Below are 16,901 nucleotides of genomic sequence, written 5' to 3'. Positions count from 1 at the left end.
TGCGACTGCAGGCCATCGGACAGCGGATCGACCGCTTCGGGGCGGTGGGGGCCCCCGCCGCCGCCCCCCCCCCCCCCCGCCGGGGCGGGCGCCCCCCCCGCGCCCGCCCCCCACGATTCTGTCGGCGCCGCCGCGAATCTCCTTCTGCGGCAGGATGTTCGATGGCGCATCGCCTTCTACCATGATCACGGTGAGCGCTACCGACAATTCCCTTCCCACGTATTTCCCCCGCTGGCTGGGCAGACTGGGGGCGCAGTACATGAACCCCGTGATGCGGCGGGTAGCACCCTCGCTACCGGGTTACGCCGTGATCGAGCACGTCGGCCGCAAATCCGGCAGGCGGTACGAGACCCCGGTCAACATCTTCCGCAAGGGCGGGGCGGTAGCGGTGGTGCTCGTCCACGGCGAAACCCAGTGGGCCAGGAATGTGGTGGCGGCCGGACAGGCGTCGCTGCGCTGTCGCGGCGGCACCGTCACGGTGCGCAATCCACGCTTCGTCGGGCCCGGCGCGGCCACGGCCGACATGCCCGACATCGCGCGCCTGTGCAATCGCCGGATCGGGCTGTTCGTGGTCGACGTGGCCTGACCGCGCCACCGCTCACGGCAGCAGATCGAACTGGTTCGGAAGTCCGCGGCGGTACCGATCCAGGTCGGCGCGGCGCAGCGGCTCCAGCTCCGGTGGTGTGTACATCGTCCACGTCGGCACCGGGGCGGCAGGCGATCCCGACAGCTCCAGCAGCGCGTTGACCGCATGCCGCGCGCCCTCGTTCGCACCCTCCATGCAGCGCGCATCGATATCGGTATGCACGTAATCGCCGGCGAGCACGAAATTCGGGATCGCGGTGCGTGCCTCCGGCCGGGAGTCCCAGGCGCCCACCGAGTTCGACAGCATCGGAGTGGCATTGGTGTTCTCCTGGCCGTCCCACTCGATCGCCGGATCCAGATGCCAGGAATGCACGTCGCTCTCGTTGATGCCGTCCACGCCGCGATCGTTGAGATGCATATTGATCTGGGCGATGACCTCGTTGCCGATCTCCTCCGGCGAGCAATGCGTGGCGGGCTTGCCGTAGAGCACACCGGGGGTGTGCCAATCCATGATGTCGATGGACAGGCAGTCCTGGACCTGCCCGTCGCCGTAATCGCGCGGAAAATCGCGACCCGGCCAGAATTGCGCCTGATCTACCGACGCCAGGGCCCAGGGTGCGTAGATATAACCGGCGTGACCGGGCACCGTCCGGCGACGGCGACGCAGGAAAAGCTGCCCGCCGACCATCCACGAGAACGACAACCCGTTCATCCGCTCCAAACCGGGATCCAGGGCGAGGATCTGCGGCGACCACAGCTCCCGGGCCCGATTTCCCGGCAATGCGCACACATACCAGTCCGCCTCGACCCGGGAACGGCCGTTGGCGCCGCGCACCCGGGCACCGCCGATCCGGTCGCCCGACACCTCGAATGCCTCCACGGCGTGCCCGAGGACGAATTCCACACCGCGCGAACGCAGATAACTCACCCAGTGGTCGAACCACGCCTCGTTGGTCGGCGCGTTGAGTACGCGGGTCGGCGGTCCGTCGTTGGCGCGGCCCAGAATGTTGTAGATGAAGGCGAGCATCCACCGCGCGATGGTCCGGCTGCTCCCCTCGGTCTCCCGGACCGAGGCGAAGAACTGCGGCGGGAAATGGGAGGCCAGCTGCTGATACACCTGGGGTTTACCGTCCGCCCGGACGAACTCGCGCCACGTGGTGTATTCCCACTGGCCGAATCGCCGCTCGTCGGAACTGGTCGCGAAGACCCACAGCCGCTGCACGAGCGACATCAGCTCCACCGGTGCCGCCGTGCCGATTCCGAGCAGGGTCGCCAGCGTATGGCCGAGCGTCGCGGGATCGATGAGCCGATATTCGTCGTGCAGATAGGGCAGCGGAATGACGGCGTCCTCCGCGTCCGGTCGGCACAGCCGCACCGCCGAGGTGCCGACCAGGTTGTCCCACACCCCGTTCGGATTTCCCGGTACCGGAATCCGGCGCATCGTATCGGGCACGTGCTGGAGAAACCCCTGGAAGATTCGGAATCCGTGCTCGCCGGGAAGTGGGTTCCTGCCGCCCGTGGCGGTATCGGGAATCGAGAAACTGCGTGCCTTGCCGCCGAATTCGGAGGTGGCCTCGAACACGGTGACCTCGAATCCACGCTCAACCAGTTCGGTCGCCGTCGTCAGTCCGGCGATACCCGCTCCGAACACCGCGACGCGGCGGCCGCTCGACGGCGTCGGAGGCGTGGCGCGCAGTGGGTTCCCGCCGGCCGCCGACAACAGGACGCCGCCGCCGACTGTGGCCGCGCCGCGCAGCACGGTGCGGCGGGCTATCCGATGGTCGTTCGCATCATTCATAGGGTTCTCCGAGCTCGAGCGGGCATGACGGAATCACGGTGTGCGGCAGACACAATGGTGCTGCGGCGGGTGTCGATGAAATTCAGGCCACGGCGGCGCCCGGCGCTGTGCGCCGGGCACGGGAACCGAACGTGCTGAATCTGTGGACAATGACTGTCTGTCGGAACACAGCGGCCGTCATAAACGGAAGAACTGTGGATCAGGAAACACGCGGCGACGCTGCGGCATGTTGCCTTCAACTTTAAACAATGGCGGCATATGTGTCAATTACGTTCTGCCACAACGAGTTCGGCTCATTTATCATCGAGATCACAACCCTAATCGACGGCGACGGCCTGCACGATATTGAGCCGTGCCGCGCGCAGGGCCGGTGGAATCGCCCCCGCCAGGGTCAGCAGCAGCGCGATGCCGCCGAAAAGGAACGCGCGCGGATCGGGTTCGTAGACCACATCGATGGTGGTGGCCTGCCCCCAGACGCGGGAATTCAGGAAATGCGCCACCGAGCCCAGCGCGAGTCCCAGAATGCCGCCGACCGCACCGGTCGCGGCGGCCTCGGCCAGCACGACGCGCAAGGTGAATCGGCGGCTGGATCCGAGCGCCCGCAGCACGCCGAGTTCTCGGCGGCGATCCAGCACGGACAGCAGTAGCGTGTTCAACAGTGCGACGGCGGCGACCGCGGACACGATCCACGTCAGGGCCTCGACGAGCGAAACCCCTTGCCGCAGTGCGTCCGCGACCGCGCTGAGCGCCTCCCGGCCGGTGTAGATATCGACCGAGCCCGGTGCGATATCGCGTATCGCCGCGGCCAGCCGGTCGATATCGGTGCCCGGCGCGGCGGTCAACTCCAGATGGTTGGCGCCGGGGCGGTCGAACCATTCCTGCAGCTGAACCAGATTCAGCGCGACGGCGCCGCCCAGCACCGAAAAGTAGGGGACGACCTCGAGCACCCGCACCGTTCGCACGCCCCGGGACGTGGTCAACGGAAAGTCGTCGCCCGGGGAGAGGTGTAGCGCGGTGGCGACGTCTCGGGATACCGCGATTCCCTCGCCCGCGAGCACCCGCTGCCGAACGTCGTCGCTCATCGCGGCGCTCATGATCGAATGCGAGCCGCCGATGATCCCCTGGATGGTCACCCGCAGCTCGCCGACCGTCGCGTAGAGCCACTGACCCGGAACGGCCTGTGCGACACCGGGAACGGCGGCTACCTTCTCGATGACCTCGGTGGGTAACAGCGGACCGGTCGGGCTCTCGTCGACCGAATTGGTGCTGACGTACAGGTCGGTCCGGGCGACCGAGGACAGCGAGTCGGTCGCCGAGTCGATCGCGTTCTTGTTGCCGCCCACGATCGTCGTGACCATCGCGACGGCGATCGCCACCGCGAGGATGGCGGCCCAGACCCGGCGCTCGGCGCGCACGATGGATTCGGCGGCCAACTGCCCCGGCGCACGCAGCCGGCGGGCGACGAAGGCGGTCGCGGCGACGATCGGCTTGGCGAACGCGAAGGCCAGCCCGATGCCCGCGACCAGGAATACCGCGATCGCACCCATGGCGCTGCGACCGGGAACCAGGAAGGCGACGAGGAACGCGGCCGCCACCCCGGCCGTCGCGGCGATGCCCGCGATCACCCGCGCCGTCCGCGAGCCGTGGTCGGCGGCACCGGCACCTACGGGCGCCAGCGCCTCGATCGGGGCGACCCGGTACACCTGGCGCGCCGCGAGCGCCGAGGCGGCGACGCTGGCCGTCACGCACGCCAGCACGGCCACCGGGATCGCGTACGGGGACGGCAGATACATCAGTCGCGCGTCGATGGACTGAATCATCAACGAGGGCAGTCTGGTGATCGCCCAGCGCCCGAGCAGCCAGCCGATCGGTATGCCGATCGCCGCGCCGATCAGTCCGACGAACGCGGCCTCGACCAGCAGATCCGCCGCGATGACCGGCCCGCGGCCGCCTATCGCGCGCAACAGCGCGAAGGTCGGGCGACGTTGCACGACCGCCATGGTCATCGCGTTGAAGATCAGGAACCCGGCCACCACCAGGGCGATGGACGAACTGATGAGCATGGCGTACCGGAACGTGGAGACCGCGTTATCCGCCTGTGCCGTACGGAAATTCGCATCGGCCACGATCGCGCGACCGGCCACCGCCGCGGTGACGGCGGACCGGACGGCGCCCGTGTCGGCGGACCGGTCGGTGACCACGAAGACCGAATCGAGCTGCCGCTCGTGTACGGCCAGGCGCTGCGCCAGCGCCAGCGGTGCGAGCACGAAATGCCCGCCGTTGAGCTGCCGTGCGGCCTCGCCGTCGAGCACTGTCGCGACGGTGACGGTGTCGGTGCCGAGGGTGAGGATGTCGCCGCGGACCGCACCCGTCGCGGCCCCGACCGCGACGCCGTTGCGCAGCGGCGGCAGTCCGGCGGTGGCCGCGAGCTGGGCGGTGATGGCCGCGGAGAGATCGCTGGACAGTTGGGTGCTGGACGGGTCGACGCCGAGCAGCATGACCTTGCCGCGCTCGGAATTCATGGCTGTGCGCACCAGCGGTACCGCCGCGGCGACGCCGGGGACCGCGGCGACGTCGGCCCGCACGGCCTGATCGAATCCGCCGTCGGCGACCCCGGCCACCTCGAAGGCCGCCGTGCCCGAGAGCCCGGTGCCGAGGCGTTCGACGGATCCGGTCAGCGAGCCGAAGATGCCGAGGGTGGCGACCAGCAGCGCGGCCGATACCGCGATCACCCCGATCGAGGCGACCGAGCGCCGCCAATGCGTGCGGAATTCCCGGAAAGCGAAGACTCGCAGGCGATCCAGATGGAATAGCATCGTGTCCCTCCCCGGCTCGACGAGCGTCGTGACGAGATCATAACGGCCCCGCCGCCGCACCGGTGTCCGCTTGATGTGACAAGCGTGTTACGTGCCGCGGCCGCGACCTCGCAGATGGCGACAAGCGTTGTGCGCTAAGGCAATACGAAACGAACAACGGGTTGTGACGCTATGCGTTATCGGCCGCGAGCGATTAGGCTTGCGGGGGTGAGTATTTCGCGGAGTATCCGTACGTTGGCGGCGATCGGTGCGGTGGCCGCGGCGGCCGCGGGGTGCGGCGACGGGTCGGGCGGGCTGCCCGATGCGGAATTCCTGCTCCGGGGCGCCCGGGCCGCGGGCGCGGATATCGACAGCGCCCACGTCGAGATGACGACCTCGGCGCCGATCGCCGGGCTGGCCGTTCGCGAGCTGACCGCGGACGTGCGCGCGCGGCAGGGTGCCGAGCCGGGCGCGTCGGCGGGGGAGGCGGTGGTCTCCGGGCTCCGGATGCGTTTCGTGGAACGCGACGGGCAGCTGCTCGCGCGCGATGCGAGTGGGAAATACCTTCCCGCATCGGCGTTTTCGGCGAACATGGGCCAACTGCCCAATCCCTCGGTGCTGCTCGACCCCGACCGCGGCCTGACCCGCATGCTGCGTAATTTCCGCGACCCGCGCACCGAGATCCGGGAAACGCACGAGGGCGTCCAGGCGTTTCGGGTGGCCGGTGACATCCCGCAGGAGGATGCCCGGACATGGCTGCCCGAACTGCGGCAGGACGCGCGGTTGGTGGTCTGGTTCGCCACCTCGGGCAGGCACCTGCCGGTCGCGGCGCGACTGTCCATGCCCGACGAGTCCGGCCGGATCGCCTCGATCGATTTCGCCCTGTCGGATCTGAACAAGAAGGTGGGAATTCCCGACGTTTCCTGACAGGCCCGGGGCTCACCCGAGAGCACGGGTGAGCGTGAGAGTTCCTATGGACGCGGCGATTTCACCGTCGACCCGGGCCTCCGCGCGCCAGCTGCTGTCACCGGCGGCGCCGGGCGCCGGATGCGCGGTGGCGGTGAGTTCCACCCGATCGCCCGGAACGATGAAGCGCCGGAAGCGAAGCCGGGTGGCGTGCCGCAGGCGCAGCTCCGGTATACCGGCGGCCAGCCGCGCCAGGGCCACCGCGCCCTCGACGATCAGCACGCCGGGCAGGATCGGGTACCGCGGAAAGTGCGTGGCGAGCAGGGGCAGGGTGGCGGTCACGTTGAGGTAGGCGACCGCCTCCTGCCCCGGCCGCAGCACGGTGAGGCGGTCGAAGGCCGGGGCGCCCACGGTCGCCGAAGGTCCCGTCGTCACCCCGCCTCCTTCCCGAGCGCGGGCCCGGCGAATGGGCCACGGCCCAGCAGGACGTCGGCCATGCGCGCGGTATCGGCCGGGTCGTCGAGCCGTTCGGCCTCGATGAGCCCGCACATGAGACCGCGCGCGGCCAGAATCGGTACGCCGTCGACCTCGACCCGGCCGTCGACCATCGCGGTGCGCCGGCGCACGGAGGTGGCCTCGGCGGTCATGTGCAGCACATCGCCCGGCCTCACGTCCCGGAAGATCGTGAACTCACCGATGCTCAGCAGCGCGGCGCGCTGACGATGGTCGGAGCTGAGCAGGACCAGCCACGCACCGGCCTGGCACAGCGCCTCCAGCACCAGGCCGGACGGCATCACGGGGCCGCCCGGCGCGGACTGCCAGTAGTCCTCGTACACCGATGTCGCCTTGCGGGCGGAGATGCGCCGCATCGGTTCCCACGAGTCGATCCGGTCGATCAGATGGAATCGCATGCGCGTCAGCTCTCGTCGCTCGCGGGCGCCGAGGCCCCGGCACGCACCCGACCGGCCAGCGGCTCGGTGACTCGGTCGGCGACTCGCTCGACGGCGTCGTGGTCGGTGAGCAGGGCGGTCGCGGCGAGAATCTGTTCGGAGTCCAGCACCCGCAGGCAGCGGTCCAGCTGTGCGTCCGGGGCGGTGCGGATCAGCTCGCTCAGCGTCAGCCAGTCCGCGCGTCCGGCGATGTGCCGGACCACCGCCGCCACGACGTCGGGAGGCAAACCCGTGATGACATCGGCGGACCGGTGCAGATCCAGGTGGGCCGCGACGTCGGCGAGGAACTCCGGCGGCAGCCGCCGCGCCACCGAGATCGCGCGCGGAACGTCCAGCACGGCGGCGAGGTGGGCGGTCATCAGCGGGCTGTGGTTGTGCGCGGCGACCTTGGCGGCCACCTGGGACGGCAGTATGCGCGCGGCGGCGACGATCTTGCCCAGTCCCTCCTCGGTCGAATCGAAGAACAGGTCCGAGATCTGTTGCCGCAGTGCGGCGATGTCGTGGGCCGGGACCTCGGCGAGGTAGTCGATCCGGTCGGCGGGAACCTGGAGCAGCCGGGCCACCCGGGAGATCTCGATGCGGCGGTCCTCTGGCGAATCCTTCACAGCCCCACCGCCTTCCGGACGGCTGCGCGCAGCGGGAACGGAATCCTGTCGAGGGCGCCGACGGCCGCGCGGGTCAGCTCCTCGACGCGCGTCCGCTGTGCCTGCTCGACCAGCGACGCCAGGTCGTCGCGGCGCTGCGGGCTCAGCTCGGCGATGCCCGGGGGCACGGAGCCCAGGGTGCGGCTCAGGGCATCGGTTTCGGGGTCGGTCGCCGGTTGATCGGCGCCGGGAGAGGTAGGAGGCATCGTTCACTCCGCTCGGGGAAAAGTGTTCGGCACCAATGATTCTCGGTGACGAATCCGGAGGATGTGGTCGGATGTTGAACGGGAACGCCTGTCCAGACGTTCGCAGCCTAACACGATCGAAAACCACCGGCGACCGTTGTTGCCGGTGGCTCCCGGCGGCCATATCCTGTGCGCGTCGCGGCACCGATCCGCCGCACAGTCTCGTGTGATGTCACCCACAGTTCGTGCGAATCCGTACGTCAACCATCCGGATACGGAGTGTCGAGAATGTCCCATTCTTCCGAAAATGGTGCTGCCACAGCGTCTTCCGAGCATCCATCGAGCACGTCCGCCGAGTTCGCGGAGATCGTGCGCCGGATCGATGACCAGCAGCTTTCGCGCGCCATGTCCGATCCGATGAGCCGCCTGCTGGTACTGCACGGCGTCTTCGCCGAAATGCCACGTCGCGCGGTCGGTGACCGCCTGGCCGGGGTGCACGCCGTCATCCGCTTCCGCGTCGGCGAACCGCCGGCGACCTGGACCGTGATCGTCGAAAACGCCACGTGCATAGTGCATGAGGGCGAGCTCGCGGGGCGGCCCACCGTGACCCTCGAGCTCGGCATGGTCCCGTTTCTGCGGTTGATCGCGGGTCAGACGGGCGGCATGGCGTTGATGGCGACCGGCAAGCTGCGGATCAAGGGGAACCTGATGACGGCCCGCAAAATCGAGGAATGGTTTGCCCGGCACTGATCCAGCAACAAACAAGGCGACCGGCATGTTTCTGTGACCGCTCCCAGGCGAGGACCGCAAGAATTGTGAAACCGGCTCCTCGCGTCCTACCGTGGCATCACGGCAATCCTACCGTGGCACGATGCAATCGCACTTTTGCGTGTTGACGATCTCGGAGATCTCGTTCTAGCCTGGTGATCGTCGGAAGTTGTTCAGGACGGGGGAGTCCGACCGGAAGTACTCTCTCGGTAACTCTGTAGAAACCCATCGGCAACGACGTCGATTCATTCGTGCCATGCCTTCGCGTGCTGTCGCTGCGCGGAACTTTTGAGAAAGTCTGGCATCATGTCCGTTGACGTATCTATCAAAGACGACATTTCTGATTTCCTACGGTCGCACTACGACATCGATCTGGATCGCGTGCCAGCGGATGCGACCATGTCGGATATCGGCGTCGATTCGCTGGCCGTGCTCTCGGTGGCGGATCTCATCGAGTCCAAATACGGAATTTCGCTGGATGACGAGCGCATCGCCTCGGTGCGGACATTCTCGGATCTGATGGACCTCATTCGCGTCAAGGCCGAGGAGGCACGCGCCTCCGAACCGGCCTGAGCGGGTCTTCGATCGAAAACGGAAGTAAGGCTCATATGGACGCGTATATCACCGCGACCGGGCGCTTTCTGCCCGGCGAACCGATCACGAACGACGAGGTGGAGGAATACATCGGCAAGGCGGGCCGGGCCTCCTCGGATCTGAAGGACCAGATCCTGCAGAACAGCGGTATCAAGACCCGGTACTACGCCATCGACAAGCAGCAGCAGACCGTGCACTCGAACGCCGCGATGGCGGCGAACGCTGTGCGCCACGCAGTGGAACGCGCCGGTATCCGGCCCGAACAGGTCGAGATGCTGGCCGCGGCCACCACCCTGCCGGACCTGCTGGGCCCCGGGCACGCGAGCATGGTGCACGGCGAACTCGGTTATCCGCCGATGGAAATCGTCACCGCGCACGGCATCTGCAGCTCCGGAATGATGGCATTGAAAAATGCCTACCTGCAGGTGAAGGTCGGCGAGAAGGCGACGGCGGTCTCGGTCGCCAGCGAGCTGGCCTCCCGCGGTTTCAAGCACACCCGATACGACGAAATGAAGGCCATCACCGACGACGGGTCGCTGCCGATGGAGACGGCCTTCCTCCGATATATGCTCTCCGACGGTGCGGGGGCCGCGGTCGTCTCCGACACCCCGGCGGCCGACCGGACCAGCCTGCGAATCGACTGGATTTCGCTGACGTCGTATGCCAATACCGAACGCGCCTGCATGTATTTCGGCAGCAACAAGAACACCGCCGAAAAGACGTGGGGTGACTACCCGACGGCGTCGGCGGCGGCGATCGACGGTGCGCTGGCGCCGCGCCAGAAGCTGTCCCTGCTGCCGCATCTGGTCCGCGTCGGCATCGACGAGTACGAACGGCTGGCGCGCGCCGGGAAATTCGATCCGGAAAAGGTGACCTGGTTTCCCGCACATTATTCGAGTGAGCGCATGAAAACGATGCTCACGGGCGAGTTGCGGCGCCGCAATGTACCGGCCGGGCGGCCCGAGGCATGGTTCAGTAATCTGACCCGCGTCGGCAATATCGGCAGCGCGAGTATCTATGTGATCCTCGATGAAATGCTCGCCGAGAATCTCGTGCAGCCGGGCGAGACGCTGCTGTGCATGGTGCCCGAATCGGGCCGGTTCGCTATTTCGTTCATGCACCTGACTGCCGTGGCCGGTGCGGCGCAGCCGACCGAGGCGGGGAAATGACGGATGCGGTCGTCTTCGAATACAGCCAGACCGGGCAGCTGACCGAGGTGACCGAGGCGCTGATCGCGCCGCTGGAGCGGGCGGGGTGGCGGATTCGGCGGGTGCTCGTCGAGCCCGTCGAGCCGTATCCGTTCCCCTGGCCGATCCGGCGGTTCTTCGGCGTCTTCCCGACGTGTGTGGACGAGCACGCCACGATCGACATCTCGGTCGCCGACGGTGAATTGCGTTCCGAGCCAGGCGAATTGGTGATCCTCGCCTACCAGGTGTGGTATCTGGCCCCGGCCCTGCCCGCGCGGGCGCTGCTGCGCGGGCATCGGGAGCTGTTCGCCGACCGGGATGTGCTGACCGTCGTGGCGTGCCGGAACATGTGGTACTCGGCGGCCGCCGAGGTCGGGCGCCACCTCGCCGCCGCCGGGGCGCGGCCTCGCGGGGCGGTGGCGGCCATCGACACCCGCGCCCAGGCGCTGACCCTGGTGACCACGCTGCGCTGGCTGCTGACCGGGCGGCGCGACGGCGCCTGGTTCGGACGGGCGGGCGTGGGGGCCGACGAGCTGGAGCGCGTCGGACGGATCGGCACCGCGATCGCGGCCGCCCGATCCGCCGCGGAGGTGTCCACGGCGGAACTGACCGACCCGGCCGCACCGGTCGTTCCGGTGCTCGCGGCCGCAGATCTCGTGGCGGGCAGGATATTTCGATACTGGGGTGGCGCGGTCCGGCGAGCGTCGGCCGTGGGTGCGGCGGGCCGGGCCGTGACGCTGGTCGGGTTCGTCGGCTGGCTCGGAGCGGCCATCCTCGTCGGCCTCCCGGCGCTGGCCGCGGCGCGGCTGGTCGGCCGGGATCGCTTCGACCGGAGCGTGCGCGCCCGCGTGGGCCGGATGCTCGAGGTCCCGGCCACAAGCGGAGTCCGATCATGACCGGGACACGAACCGGGGTCGCGATCGTCGGCGCGGGCCCGGCCGGGCTGGCCTGCGCGCACGCGCTCGGGCGATGGGATATAGACGCGGTCGTCCTGGAGCGGCGCACCGCGCCGCCCGTGCACCCGCAGGCGACGCTGGTGAACACCCGGACCACCGAAATACTCAGGGAATTCGGCGTTCTCGATGCCGTGCTGGAGGAGAGCACCACCCTCGAGAAGGCTCCCCGAGTGCGGTTCCTGCACAGCGTGGCCGGTGCCGAACTCGGTCGGCTGGAGATGGTCCAGACGACCGACAAGCTCATGCGCCTGGCTCGGCAGAGCCCGACGCTGCCGGTCATCTGCCCGCAGAACCGCCTGCAGGACGTGCTGGCGCGGACGCTGCGCCGACATCGCTCGGTCCGATCGGTCACCGGGGCGACGGTCCGGCAGGTGCGTCCCACGGCGGGCGGTGTCGAGCTGACCTATGCCACGGGCGATGGGGAGACCCACCGGCTCGACGCGAGCTACGCGATTCTGGCCGAGGGCATGCACGGAGCGCTGCGCGCCACGGTGGGGATCGGCGAAACCGCCTCCGCCCCACTGGGATCGCTGCTCGACATCTACTTCCGGGCCGACCTGCGGCCGCTGCTGCGCGGGCACGACAGCGTGCTGTCCTGGATCATCAACGGTCGGGTCCGGGGAGTGCTGATCACCGTCGATCCCGAACGCGGCGACTGGCTGCTCGAGGTGCCGCTGGACGACGATGCGGGCCCCGACCCCGTGGCGAGCGCGCCGGACATCCTGCGCGCGGCGCTGGGCACCGATATCGCCGCCGACATCGTCTCCACCCGGACGTGGGCGATGGGCTCCACGGGCGTCGACCGCTGGAACGACGCCCACCGGCGGGTGTTCGTGATCGGCGATGCCGCCCACACCTTCCCGCCCACCGGCGGATTCGGCATGAACACCGGGATCCAGGACGCACACAACCTGGCCTGGAAGGTGGCCGGTGTGCTGGACGGCTGGGCGACGGGCGCCCTTCTCGACAGCTACGAGGCCGAGCGGCGGCCGGTCGCGGCGTTCAACGCCGAGCAGAGCGAACACAACGCCCGGGCGATGCGTGAATTCGGCGGCACGGTCGCCGATCTGCTGCACCGCGCGGCGGACAAGATCGGGACGGACCCGCGCATCGCGGCCGGAATCGAATACCAGCGACCGCATTTCGACTTCTCCGGTCAGGCCCTGGGATTCCGGTACCGCTCGACGCCGGTGGTCGATGATGTCGTCGACTATCTCCCGCGCGTCGATATCGGCGGCCGGGCGCCGCACGAGTGGGCGTACACCCCCGAGGGTCGCCCCGTGTCGACACTCGACCTGGCCGACCGCGGCTTCGCACTGATCGCGGGCCCGGAGGCCGCCGAGGAGTGGATCGACGCGGTCGGCTATGTGCACCTGATGAACACGGTGCCCGTGACACCCGTCGCGGTGTACCCGTCCGGCGCCGACATCCCGGACGGGATCCCGGGGCTCACCGATCGCTCCGGCGATCTGCTCTCGACCTACCACCTGGGCGGGCGCGACGCGGTACTGATCCGCCCGGATGGGCACATCGCCGCGATGCTCCCCGGCAAGGACCCCTACAACGAACTGATCCGCGCCGTCATCGACAGCGCGGCAACGGGACTCAGCAGAGCGGAGGTGCTCACATGAAAGCCGAGGCACTGGACGAGGCGGCCGCGATCGCGGCCGAGACGGGCAAGGCGACCCGGGCTCAGATCGAGGACCTGCTCTCCGGCGAGCGCGCCCGGGTGCGCTCGGTCGTCGAGGTGATGCCGGAGTCGGATCTGGTGTGGGCCTTGGGAATCGACATCGGGGCCCACGCGCTGCGCAATGCGTTCGACCTGATGCCCAGCTACTACGTGCCGGGCAGTTTCGACCGCGAGGTGACGGTCCGCTATCGGGTGACCCGCGAGCCGGGCGAGCCGATCGTGCAGGACGCGGTGTTCGGCCCCGACGCCTGCCGGATCGCGGAAGGCGAAGCGGCACAGCCGGATCTGACCATCTTCCTGGATGCCGTCGGTTTCGTGAAGATCGCGACCGGACTGGTCAAGGGCATGGAACTGCTGATGCGCGGCGAGCTGCGGGTCCAGGGCGACGTCCAGGTCGCGATGAAGATGGAGACCTTCTTCGGCCTGGCCGAACCGGAGCCGAAACGATGACGGCCCCGGCCCGCCGCCGCGTCGTCGTCACCGGTATCGGCATGGTGACGCCGCTGGGTATCGGCACCGAAACCTCGTGGAAGCAACTGCTTTCCGGCACCAGCGGGGCGCGGCGCATCACCAGATTCGACCCGTCGTTCAACCGGGTGCAGATCGGCGCGGAGATCACCGACTTCGACCCCTCGCAGTGGCTCGAGTACAAGGACGTCCGCCGCTTCGACCGCGTCGGGCATCTGGCGGTCGCCGCCTCCGAACTCGCGATCGCCGACCAGGGCCTGGACGGGCTCGACCGCGAGGAGATCGCCACCGTCGTCGGCTCCGCGCTCGGCGGCACCGCCACCGCGACCACGGCCATCGAGAATCGGCTCACCGATCGCAACGTCTCGCCGCTGTTCATCCCGATGACGATGGCCAACTTCGCCGCGTCCACGGTGGCGTTCCGGCACAAGCTGGGCGGCCCCAGCTACGCGTCGCTCAGTGCGTGCTCCTCGTCGGCCGACGCCGTCGGCCAGGGCTATCGGATGGTGCGCGACGGCTATGCGGCCGCCTGCCTGGTCGGTGGCGCCGAGGCGGCGATGGAGCCGGTCGTGCTGGCCGGATTCACCAGTATGCGAGCGCTGTCCAAGCGCAACGACGATCCGGTCGGCGCGGCGCGGCCGTTCTCCGCCGACCGCGACGGTTTCGTGCTGGGCGAGGGCGCGGCCATGCTGCTGCTGGAGACCGCGGAATCCGCGGCCGCCCGCGGCGCCCACGTCTACGCCGAGGTGTGCGGATACGGCCAGACCGTCGACACCCATCACATCACCGCGCCGCGCGAGGACGGCGCGAGCGCCGCCAGGGCCATGGGGCTCGCCATGCGCGAGGCGGGTGTCGGCCCCGACCGCGTCGACTACATCAACGCGCACGGCACCGGCACCATGCTGTCCGACCCCTCCGAAACCCGGGCCGTCCATACGGCTTTCGGCGAATACGCGTCGCGGGTGGCGATCAGCTCGACCAAGTCGATGACCGGGCACATGCTGGGCGCGACGGGCGCGGTGGAGGCGGCGATCTGCGCGCTCGCGATCGATCGCGGCCAGATTCCGCCGACCATCAACTATTCCACGCCCGACCCGGAGTGCGATCTCGACTACGTGCCCAATGCGGCGCGCACCCAGCGCGTCGAGGTGGCGCTGTCGAATTCCATTGCCTTCGGCGGGCACAACGTCACGCTGGCCTTCCGCGCGGCCGGCCATCAGAGCGAGGAATGAAGTATGGAGTTGACACGCATCGGGACCGTCACCGCGCACCTCAAGCCGCCGGTCATGATCGGTCCGGGGCCCTACGGGGTCCGGATGTTCATCGAGATCCTCGACGGCGTCCTGGAGGGTGACCCGGCCGTGCCCGAGGTCGGGACGCTGACCGGCAAGGTCCTGCCCGGCGGCGGCGACTGGGCACTCATCGGCGCCGACGGATTCGCGCGGCTCGATGTGCGCGTGCAGTTCGAAACCTCCGACGGCGCAGCCATTTACGCCTCGTTCCCCGGGCTGATCGAGATGAACGACAAGGTGCAGCGCGCCTTCGGCGAGGGTCTCGGCACGGACTTCGAGGATCAGTATTTCCGGGTGACGCCCCGGCTGGAGACCGGCGATTCGGCGCTGAACTGGGTCAATCAGACGACGTTCCTGGGCGAGGGGCGTTTCGTCGAGGGATTCGGGTTGCAGTACAACATGTTCCGGGTGGGGTGAGCGGACCGTGGCCGAAGCCGTGGTCGTCGAGAACCTCGTGGTGCACCGGGGCCGCCGCCCGGTACTGCGCGGGGTGTCGTTCACCCTCGCGCCCGGGACCGTCACCGGGCTGCTCGGACCCAGCGGCTGCGGGAAGACGACCCTGATCAGGTCCGTGGTCGGCGTCCAGCGCATCGGTTCGGGCACCGTCGAGGTGCTCGGACGGCCGAGCGGCAGCGCCGCACTGCGGAGCAGGATCGGGTACGTGACGCAGTCGCCCGCCGTGTACGGCGACCTGACCGTCCGGCAGAACGTCCGGTACTTCGGTGCCGTGTACGGCGTCACCGGCGCGGCCGTCGACCGGACGATCGCCGACGTCGGGCTGGCGGAGGTGGCCGACCGGCTGGTCGACCAGCTGTCCGGCGGACAGCAGGCCCGGGTATCGCTGGCATGCGCGCTGGTCGCCGATCCCGAGGTGCTCGTCCTGGACGAGCCGACGGTGGGCCTGGATCCCGTGCTGCGGCGCGATCTGTGGCAGCGTTTCCGCGCGCTCGCCGCGACCGGAACCACGCTGCTCGTGTCCAGCCACGTCATGGACGAGGCGGACCGGTGCGATCGCCTGCTGCTCATGCGCGAGGGTCGGCTGCTGGCCGACGAAACCCCCGCGGAACTTCGAACCACCACGGGCACAAGCAATCTCGAGGAAGCGTTCCTGGAACTGGTGCTGGCGCAGGATGCCCGGCGCGCACCGGCGCTGGAGGGGAAGTAGGGCCGAGCCATGTCGATTCGCCTCACCGCACAGACCGCGCTGCGGGTGCTGCTGCAGTTGCGTCACGATCATCGCACCATCGGCCTGATCCTGGTGGTGCCCAGTGTGCTGCTGACGCTGCTGCGCTTCGTCTTCGACGGCCGCCCCGACATTTTCGACCAGGTCGGCCTGCTGCTACTGGGCATCTTCCCGTTCGCGTCGATGTTTCTGATCACCAGCGTCGCGATGCTGCGCGAGCGGACAACCGGAACGCTGGAACGGCTGCTCAGCATGCCGATGCACAAACTGGATCTGCTGCTCGGCTACGGCATCGCGTTCGCCGCGGTGGCGGTCGTGCAGGCCACCGTCGCCGCGGCGGTCGCCTACCGCGCCCTGGGATTACAGAGCCAGGGCCGCATCTCGGTCGTGCTGCTGATCGTGGTGTCGACGGCGGTGCTCGGATCCTCGACCGGATTGTTCACCAGCGCCTTCGCACGCACCGAGTTCCAGGCGCTGCAGTTCGCCCCCTCGGTGATCATCCCGCAACTGCTGCTGTGCGGGCTGATCTGGCCGCGCGAGGAGATGGCCGGTCCGCTGCGGGCGGCGAGCAATGTGGTTCCGCTGCGCTATGCCGCCGAGGCGCTCAACGAGGTCGGCACCTATCCGCTGCCGACCACGATCCTCTGGCTCGACCTGGTGATCGTGCTGGCCTTCGGCGTCACCCTGCTGGCCCTCGGCGCCGTGACCCTGCGGCGCCGGTCCGGTTGAGCTGCAACGGCTTCGAGGAAATGAGGTAGTTCCATGGGCACCGCCCTGACAGTGGCGCGGCGGCGGCGGGCGGCCCCCGGCGTGGAAGGATTTATATTTTCGCGCCCCCGGGTTACCGGGGCCCCCCCCCCCGGGGGGGCGCCGGGGCGCAGGGGGGGGGGGGGCGGGGGG

Annotated in this window: 18 protein-coding genes; 12 read left to right on the top strand and 6 right to left on the bottom strand. The window is 68.9% G+C overall.

The window, feature by feature from the left end; translation table 11 throughout:
* Positions 1-190 precede the first annotated feature (190 nt).
* Positions 191-586: a nitroreductase family deazaflavin-dependent oxidoreductase gene (locus QH290_RS16450; RefSeq protein ID WP_280270080.1), complete on the top strand. Its 396-nt coding sequence runs from the start codon at positions 191-193 to the stop codon at positions 584-586.
* Positions 587-598: 12 nt separating this feature from the next.
* Here the strand turns inward: QH290_RS16450 and QH290_RS16445 are convergent, their stop codons facing one another.
* Entirely contained in the window at positions 599-2,383 is a 1,785-nt protein-coding gene (locus QH290_RS16445) for a hydroxysqualene dehydroxylase (protein ID WP_280270079.1), read from the bottom strand.
* A 317-nt stretch (positions 2,384-2,700) separates the two neighbouring features.
* Positions 2,701-5,199: an FtsX-like permease family protein gene (locus QH290_RS16440; RefSeq protein ID WP_280383743.1), complete on the bottom strand. Its 2,499-nt coding sequence runs from the start codon at positions 5,197-5,199 to the stop codon at positions 2,701-2,703.
* 207 nt (positions 5,200-5,406) lie between these two features.
* Between QH290_RS16440 and QH290_RS16435 the strand changes: the two genes are divergently transcribed.
* Positions 5,407-6,105, top strand: a complete 699-nt coding sequence (locus QH290_RS16435; protein ID WP_280270077.1) for an LppX_LprAFG lipoprotein — start codon at positions 5,407-5,409, stop codon at positions 6,103-6,105.
* 12 nt (positions 6,106-6,117) lie between these two features.
* Here QH290_RS16435 and QH290_RS16430 read toward each other — a convergent pair whose 3' ends face one another.
* From QH290_RS16430 to QH290_RS16415, 4 genes are read right to left on the bottom strand one after another with little or no spacing between them, the layout of a single operon-like run.
* Positions 6,118-6,519, bottom strand: coding sequence for a 3-hydroxyacyl-ACP dehydratase FabZ family protein (locus tag QH290_RS16430; protein ID WP_280270076.1), 402 nt, complete (start codon positions 6,517-6,519; stop codon positions 6,118-6,120).
* Complete coding sequence (locus QH290_RS16425; protein WP_280383742.1) at positions 6,516-6,995, bottom strand: hotdog family protein; 480 nt, start codon at positions 6,993-6,995, stop codon at positions 6,516-6,518. The genes QH290_RS16430 and QH290_RS16425 overlap by 4 nt, the downstream gene beginning before the upstream one ends.
* A 5-nt stretch (positions 6,996-7,000) precedes the next feature.
* Positions 7,001-7,639: a magnesium transporter gene (locus QH290_RS16420; RefSeq protein WP_280383741.1), complete on the bottom strand. Its 639-nt coding sequence runs from the start codon at positions 7,637-7,639 to the stop codon at positions 7,001-7,003.
* Positions 7,636-7,884, bottom strand: coding sequence for a hypothetical protein (locus QH290_RS16415; RefSeq protein WP_280383739.1), 249 nt, complete (start codon positions 7,882-7,884; stop codon positions 7,636-7,638). The genes QH290_RS16420 and QH290_RS16415 overlap by 4 nt, the downstream gene beginning before the upstream one ends.
* Before the next feature lie 348 nt (positions 7,885-8,232).
* Between QH290_RS16415 and QH290_RS16410 the strand changes: the two genes are divergently transcribed.
* The 10 genes from QH290_RS16410 to QH290_RS16365 all read left to right on the top strand — a co-directional run bounded on the left by QH290_RS16410 (position 8,233) and on the right by QH290_RS16365 (position 16,730).
* Complete coding sequence (locus tag QH290_RS16410) at positions 8,233-8,613, top strand: SCP2 sterol-binding domain-containing protein (protein ID WP_280383737.1); 381 nt, start codon at positions 8,233-8,235, stop codon at positions 8,611-8,613.
* A 324-nt stretch (positions 8,614-8,937) separates the two neighbouring features.
* Positions 8,938-9,204, top strand: coding sequence for an acyl carrier protein (locus QH290_RS16405; RefSeq protein WP_280270071.1), 267 nt, complete (start codon positions 8,938-8,940; stop codon positions 9,202-9,204).
* A 35-nt stretch (positions 9,205-9,239) separates the two neighbouring features.
* Positions 9,240-10,394 (top strand): 3-oxoacyl-[acyl-carrier-protein] synthase III C-terminal domain-containing protein, encoded by a 1,155-nt coding sequence (locus QH290_RS16400; RefSeq protein ID WP_280270070.1) that lies wholly within the window; start codon positions 9,240-9,242, stop codon positions 10,392-10,394.
* The gene (locus QH290_RS16395) at positions 10,391-11,308 is read left to right on the top strand and encodes a hypothetical protein (RefSeq protein WP_280383735.1); all 918 of its coding nucleotides are present in this window, start codon (positions 10,391-10,393) and stop codon (positions 11,306-11,308) included. The genes QH290_RS16400 and QH290_RS16395 overlap by 4 nt, the downstream gene beginning before the upstream one ends.
* The gene (locus tag QH290_RS16390; protein ID WP_280383733.1) at positions 11,305-12,999 is read left to right on the top strand and encodes an FAD-dependent monooxygenase; all 1,695 of its coding nucleotides are present in this window, start codon (positions 11,305-11,307) and stop codon (positions 12,997-12,999) included. Before QH290_RS16395 ends, QH290_RS16390 begins: the two co-directional genes overlap by 4 nt.
* Positions 12,996-13,508 carry an SCP2 sterol-binding domain-containing protein gene (locus tag QH290_RS16385; RefSeq protein ID WP_280383731.1) on the top strand — a complete coding sequence of 171 codons (513 nt, stop codon included), beginning with the start codon at positions 12,996-12,998 and terminating at the stop codon, positions 13,506-13,508. The genes QH290_RS16390 and QH290_RS16385 overlap by 4 nt, the downstream gene beginning before the upstream one ends.
* The gene (fabF, locus tag QH290_RS16380; RefSeq protein ID WP_280383729.1) at positions 13,505-14,758 is read left to right on the top strand and encodes a beta-ketoacyl-ACP synthase II; all 1,254 of its coding nucleotides are present in this window, start codon (positions 13,505-13,507) and stop codon (positions 14,756-14,758) included. Before QH290_RS16385 ends, fabF begins: the two co-directional genes overlap by 4 nt.
* Positions 14,759-14,761: 3 nt before the next feature.
* On the top strand, positions 14,762-15,235 hold the full coding sequence (locus QH290_RS16375) for a DUF3237 domain-containing protein (RefSeq protein ID WP_280261790.1): 474 nt from the start codon (positions 14,762-14,764) through the stop codon (positions 15,233-15,235).
* A 7-nt stretch (positions 15,236-15,242) separates the two neighbouring features.
* Positions 15,243-15,983, top strand: a complete 741-nt coding sequence (locus QH290_RS16370) for an ABC transporter ATP-binding protein (RefSeq protein ID WP_280261788.1) — start codon at positions 15,243-15,245, stop codon at positions 15,981-15,983.
* Positions 15,984-15,992: 9 nt separating this feature from the next.
* Positions 15,993-16,730 carry an ABC transporter permease gene (locus QH290_RS16365; RefSeq protein ID WP_280383727.1) on the top strand — a complete coding sequence of 246 codons (738 nt, stop codon included), beginning with the start codon at positions 15,993-15,995 and terminating at the stop codon, positions 16,728-16,730.
* Positions 16,731-16,901: the final 171 nt, after the last annotated feature.

Origin of the sequence: Nocardia wallacei (assembly GCF_029869545.1) — a bacterium.
Classification (GTDB): Bacteria; Actinomycetota; Actinomycetes; order Mycobacteriales; family Mycobacteriaceae; genus Nocardia; species Nocardia wallacei_A.
Note: the sequence above shows the minus strand (reverse complement) of the source record. Positions and strands in the feature narration are given on the sequence as shown.